Below are 5,515 nucleotides of genomic sequence, written 5' to 3'. Positions count from 1 at the left end.
GTCGTGGGGCGGGGTGTTGGCGCCGAGGGTGTGGTCGAGGTCGGCGAGGGCGGCCGTACCGGAGTCGGGTTCGTCGTGGGCGTTGTCCAGCAACTCCTGCAGGCCGGGCACCCGGCTGGCATCCAGCGGCTTGATGCTGCTGGAGAGGTTTCCGGAGGCGGTGGTGGTGACGGCACAGGCGACGTCCTGGCCGAGGTCCAAAAACCGCAGCGCGTCCTCGGCCGTTCGCCAGCGGGTGGATTCGATGGTCTGGCGGCTCCAGCGGCCGTAGGCGACGAAGCCCAGGCGCTGGGTGTCGGGCAGGCGGGTGAGGACGGCGAGGTCGATGGCGGTGATGTTCGGGGCGGTGGCGAAGCCCTCTTTGAGGGTGGCGATGAGGTGGGAGCCCATGGAGGTGAGCCACCACAGCAGCCGGTCTCGCTTGGTGAGGGTCTTGAGCGTGGGCCGGCCGCTGGGGGTCAGGCCGGGGCTCTGGGTGGGCAGGGTGTCGAGGTCCTGGTGCCGCATCAGCACGGACAGCACGGAGCCGTCCACGCCGACGGCGCAGCCGGCGGCCGGATTGTCGGAGAAGGCGGTGTTGACGGCCTCGCAGACGGTTGCTTCATCATTGGCGAGCAGGGCCTGCCACCACTGTGCGGCCTCGCCGGCCATCTGCTCCCGGACGCTGTGCAGGCGCGCGGTCTCTGCCGCCAGATAGGCGGGGGCGTCCTGCTGGGCGCGCTGCTTGGCAGCGGCCCGCTCCGCCCTCGCCAGCCGGCCCACTCCCTGCAGGTGGAAGGCCTGCGCCTCGGCCAGCGCCCACGGCAGACCCAGCTGCGGCACCCGCGGGATCACGGGCGGATGCGCGGCGGGAAACGACTGCAGATGCACCTCGGTCATCTGACGCCGCAGCTCACGCAGTTCAGCGATCGCGGCATCGCGCTGCGCTTCCTGCTGCGCCCGCTCCGCCTGCCGGCGCGCCCGCTCCAGCTGCGCGGCCGACGGCGCCACCGTCCGCGAGCGCGAGCTGCGCCGGGTGCTGGTGCCTGCCCGGCTGCCGCGCAGGGAACTGGAGGCGTAGAAGGGGCCGAGCCCGGAGGAGACCCGCGCACCGCCGCTGCCGACGCTGATTCGTGCCGCACGCGGCCCGATCGAGGTACGTACGCCGCGTGTCGAGACGCGCACACTCATCCCCGGAACCCCTACACGGAAACCGAACCTCACGAAGCCCACCCCTTCCCTCAAGGCAGACAGTGTGGCACCTGCACCCATTTCTCACCGAAAGCCGTCCCCCCTGGGACGCCACCAGCGGTCTACGGCGGCGGCGCGTACGGATGTCTCGAGCCGGCTCCCGGACCGGACGCCCGTGTGGGGTGGCCGCTGCAGGGATTATCGGCAGGTGACGGTGGCTTAGGTCCAGGGCGGCGTGGGGGTGCCGTCGGGATCCAGTCCGTGGGGCCATTGCCGTCGTGCGTAGGCTCTGAAGGTGTTGGAATTGGACACGCTTCCCAGGCTGCCTGTGTCGGCTGCCTGCCGGGCGAGGGCCTCCGCGCCGTGGTGGTCTGCGTTTCGTGCTCTTTCCTGGGCGAGTTCGAACAGGGCGTGTGCGCTGCCCGTGTCAGCCGCGTGCCGCAGGAGGTTGTGGGCACCGGCGTGGTCTGCGGCCGCTGCCCTGAGCGAGGCCAGATCGAGCAGGCCGTGGACGCTGCCCATGTCGGCCGCGCGGATGGCGAGGGTTTCGGCCGCGGCGTGGTCTGCCGCTTTCTCCCGGGTGCTGATCAGCTCGCGCAGGGGGCGGACATCGCCGTCACGGACCGCGTCCAACACGAGGGTGTCGGCGCCGGCCTGATCACCGGCCTTGTCCCGCAGCCGGGCAAGGTCGGCGAGCGTTGTGCGGCTGCCGGCGTCGACAGCCTGTTGGAACAAGACCGCAGCCGCCGCCAACTCGCCATCCCGCTCTCGCTTCCGTGCGAGGTGGAGTAGCCCGCGAGGGTTGCCGGCGGCCGCCGCCTGCCTAGCCAGCGCTTCGGCTTGTACATGGTCTGCCGCCTTCTCCCGCAGGCGGGACAGCGACACGAGGGCCTCGATGTCGCCTGCATCGGCCGCCTGCTGCAAGAGGCCCTCGGCGCCGTCGTCATCCCCGGTCTGCTCCCTGAGCCGGGCCAGTGCCAGCAGGGCGTACGTCTGGGGGGACGCAGAAAGGGGCCAGCCGGCTGCTGCGGCACCCCTGAGGTTCGCGCTCCCTGGGCGCCGCAGGGGCAGGCCCGGTGAGGAGCGGTGGCCTGATGGGGCGAGGGCGTGCCTGGCCAGAGCCTCGGCACCCTGCTTGTCGCCCGCTTTTTCCCGCTCCAGCATCAAAGCCACCAGGGCACGGGTATGGCCGGCCGTGGCCGCTTGCCGGGCGAACTGCTCGGCAGCCGCATGGTCACCTGCTTCCTTGCGCAGCCGGGCCAGTTCGGCCAGCGCGGTGGGACTGCCGAGGTCGAGCAGGTGCCGGGCCAGGGCTTCGCCTGCCTGCCACTCGCCCGCCTTCTCCCGCATCAGTGCCAACGCTGTGAGGGCGCGCAGCTTGCCGGCCGCTGCGGCGCGCCGGGCCAGGGCCTCGGCGTTGTCCTCGCGGCCGTCCTCGTGCCAGATTCTGACCAGGTGGACCAACGCATGTTCGCTGCCGGCCTTGACGGCCTGCCAGCTGGCTTCTTCGGCGCCCTTTAAGTTGCCGGCTTCGCGGCGCAGTCGCATCAGCTGGATCAGCGCGTCGGTGCTGCCCGCCTCAGCGGCCTGCTGATAGAGGTCCTCGGCACCCTGACGGTTTCCCCGCCCTTCGCGCGCCTGGGCGAGGCGGAGCAGAGCCCGTCCGTCCCCGGCCCTGGCGGCCTGCCGTGCGAGCGCTTCGGCGCGTTGGGTACTGCCTGCCTTGTCCCGAGCCCGGGCCAGCTGCGCCAGGGCCCGGGTGTCACCCGCACGTGCCGCCTGCAGGGCCACTTCTTCGGCCGCCGTGTACTGCCCGGACCGCTCCCTGAGACGGGAGAGGTAGACCAGGGCGTCCGGGTCGCCGGCCTCGGCTGCACGGCAGGTGAGGTGGTGAGCCCATTGCAGCCGGTGTCGCCTGTGGGCCGCTGCGGCCAGGGCCTTGAGGTCATCGACCCGGGTGAGATGCGCATGGCCGGCGTGCCAGAAACTCGCGGGCGGACACAACGGCCGGCGCAGCGTGCGGCCGTGCTGTTCCAGATAGTCGGCCAGGCGGAAGACGGATACGGCCGTGGAAGGCGAGGACACCGACGGCGCTTGGGGCCGGCGGCGTTCGGGGCGCGGGTGGACGCGACGCAGCGGCGCCTGTTTTCCGTGGACGAGGCGGGCGAGTTCGGCGTAGGCGGCTTCTGCCCAGTCATCGGTGAGTTGGTCATAGTCGACATCGGTGAGGTAGTCGGCGGCCGCGTCGGTGAGAAACGGTTGGGGAAGGTGCAGCCCGATACCCAGGCGGCGAGCATCCATCGCGGCTTCAAGCAGAGCGCGGGCAGCTGCCGTGCCGTGCTCGTAGCGGTGCAGAAGCTGGGGCGCCCCCGCCAGATCCTGGGTGATCCGCCCGCTCGTGCCGGCCCGGGTGAGAGCGTCGGCCAACAGGTGGTCACCGCCGCGGGCCAGGGCTGCAGCGCGCTCCAGCGCAGCAGCATCGAAGAGGTCGGGCACCGCGACAGTGCGCCCGGCGAGCAACTCGCGCACCCTGCTGTAGGTGTCCGAACTGCCAAAGGCCGGCAGGGCGGTGTACTGCTGGGCGTACTCGGGCCACAGCGTCGCCAGGATGAGCACCGGCCCGCGTGCGGGATCGGTGAGCAGGTGATGCAGGGCAGCAGCGATGCGCTCGCCCGTACGGTGACTGTCGAGGTAGTGCTGCGCCTCGTTCAGCCACACCACGGTCCGCGGCGTCACCCGGCCCAAGTCTTCCAGTGCAGCCTCTGCCCGGGTCGGATCGAACGGATGCCACAGCCGCCAGCCGGTGCCCGCAAGCGGTCCCACCGCTTCCCAGCACGCCCTGGTCTTGCCCGTGGAGGAAGACCCGACCAGCACCACCATCCGGCTGTGCCCCTCCACGGCCTCCTGTACCGCAGCGGCCAGCACCCGGTCGTGGGCACGGTGCACGTAGCCGGGCAGGACCCGGTCATCGAGGGCCCCCGCCTGCTGCCCGTTCGCGATGCTCCCGGCCGGATGAACCTCCAGGGCATGCGCCTCCCAGTCCTCCACCGGCCGGCCCAACACCGGCCCCTTCGCCACGGCCGGGCCCATCCCGCCGGCCGCGGCCCGCCGCAACGCCAAAAGCTCGCGGGCCGGGATCCCCAACGCCCCTGCCAACGCTGCCACCGTCTTGGCCGACGGCAGTCGGCCATCGGGCCGAAGAGCCTCGGCGACGGTCGTGCGCCCCAACCCCGACCTGTCGGCAAGCTGCGTCCTGGTCAACCGACTCAGCGTCAGACCGTCATGGAGCCTGCCGTGCAGCTCACGCCGGGCTGCAGCGCGCGGCATAAGTTCTTGCGGCACCCCTTCACCCCCGAGGGAAGTCCGACCTCTACCGCAGTTCATGCTCCTGCCGCTCCACCCGCAACCGTCACCATCGGCAGACCTGCCCGCTCATACGCCATGGAGCAGGCGGCGGCCAACCGCATGGACTGACGCTCCGCGCGGGCCCCTCGATGGCTGGCACACTGCACCGGTGGGCAGCGGGGTGGACGGGAGGGGGCCTGGGTGTCGGATGCGGTGATGACGGCGTGGATCGCCGCCGGTTCGGCGGTGGCCGGTGCCCTCGCGGGCGGCGCAGTCACGGGATGGTTCACGCTGGCGGCCGCCCGGAAGCAGGCGCAGAGCACCGTCGATGCCGCAGCCCGGCAGGCGGACGCGGCCTGGGCGGCCGGCCAGCGTCAGGCGGACGCGGCCTGGGACGCCGGACGCCGGCAGGCGGAGGCCGCATGGGAGGCCGGCCGTCTGCAAGCCGACGCCCAACTCGACGTGGCCCGACAGACGCTGACCGCCCAGCATCTTGCCGCGCAGCGTGAGGTGCGCCGCAGCGCCTACGCCGCCTTCCTCACCGCCGCCGACACCTGCCACCAGCGCCGCCTCGCGTGGCAGCAGGCCATCGGCACCCCCGAGGCGGCCGGCTGCCGCGACCGCCACCGCGCAGCCCTGAGCGCCGTCACCGAGGCACTCACCCTCGTCCGGCTCGAAGGCCCCGAGCCGGTCAGCTCCGCTGCCGAGACCTTGGAACGCTCCCTCGACACGAACGCCTCGGCGGGCCAGTACCCGGCTGCGCACGCCGACTTCCTCGACACAGCACGAACCGCCCTCGCCGCCCCCTAACCACCTCCCGCAACCGATCTGGCGCCCCTGTTGCGCACGGCACGGTGGCCTGTGATCCGCGGGGCCTGCCTCGCTCGCGTTCGACAACGAGGGCAAAGGCCAGGGAGCGGCGCGGTGAGCAGGGGCTGCAGCCCTGACCTGCGCTGGCTGGCGGGCCTTATGGCCAGGGAGGCGTGGGGGTGCCGTCGGG

General features: G+C 72.2%; 2 protein-coding genes and 1 pseudogene. 1 reads left to right on the top strand and 2 read right to left on the bottom strand.

Annotation, left to right across the window (positions count from 1 at the left end):
- Both GRC12_RS41490 and GRC12_RS41485 read right to left on the bottom strand, forming a co-directional pair.
- A pseudogene (locus tag GRC12_RS41490) lies at nucleotides 1-1,170 on the bottom strand (DUF4236 domain-containing protein); the annotation flags it as partial.
- 219 nt (nucleotides 1,171-1,389) lie between these two features.
- A complete protein-coding gene (locus tag GRC12_RS41485; protein ID WP_208785621.1) occupies nucleotides 1,390-4,431 on the bottom strand; it encodes a helix-turn-helix domain-containing protein in 3,042 nt (1,013 codons plus the stop codon).
- Nucleotides 4,432-4,716: 285 nt separating this feature from the next.
- Here GRC12_RS41485 and GRC12_RS41480 point away from each other — a divergent pair, with 285 nt between their 5' ends.
- Entirely contained in the window at nucleotides 4,717-5,325 is a 609-nt protein-coding gene (locus GRC12_RS41480; protein WP_208785620.1) for a hypothetical protein, read from the top strand.
- The last annotated feature ends 190 nt before the right edge of the window (nucleotides 5,326-5,515 follow it).

The organism is Streptomyces griseorubiginosus, from assembly GCF_017614965.1.
In the GTDB taxonomy this organism is placed as follows: domain Bacteria; phylum Actinomycetota; class Actinomycetes; order Streptomycetales; family Streptomycetaceae; genus Streptomyces; species Streptomyces griseorubiginosus_B.
This window is presented reverse-complemented; position numbering and strand designations above follow the sequence as displayed.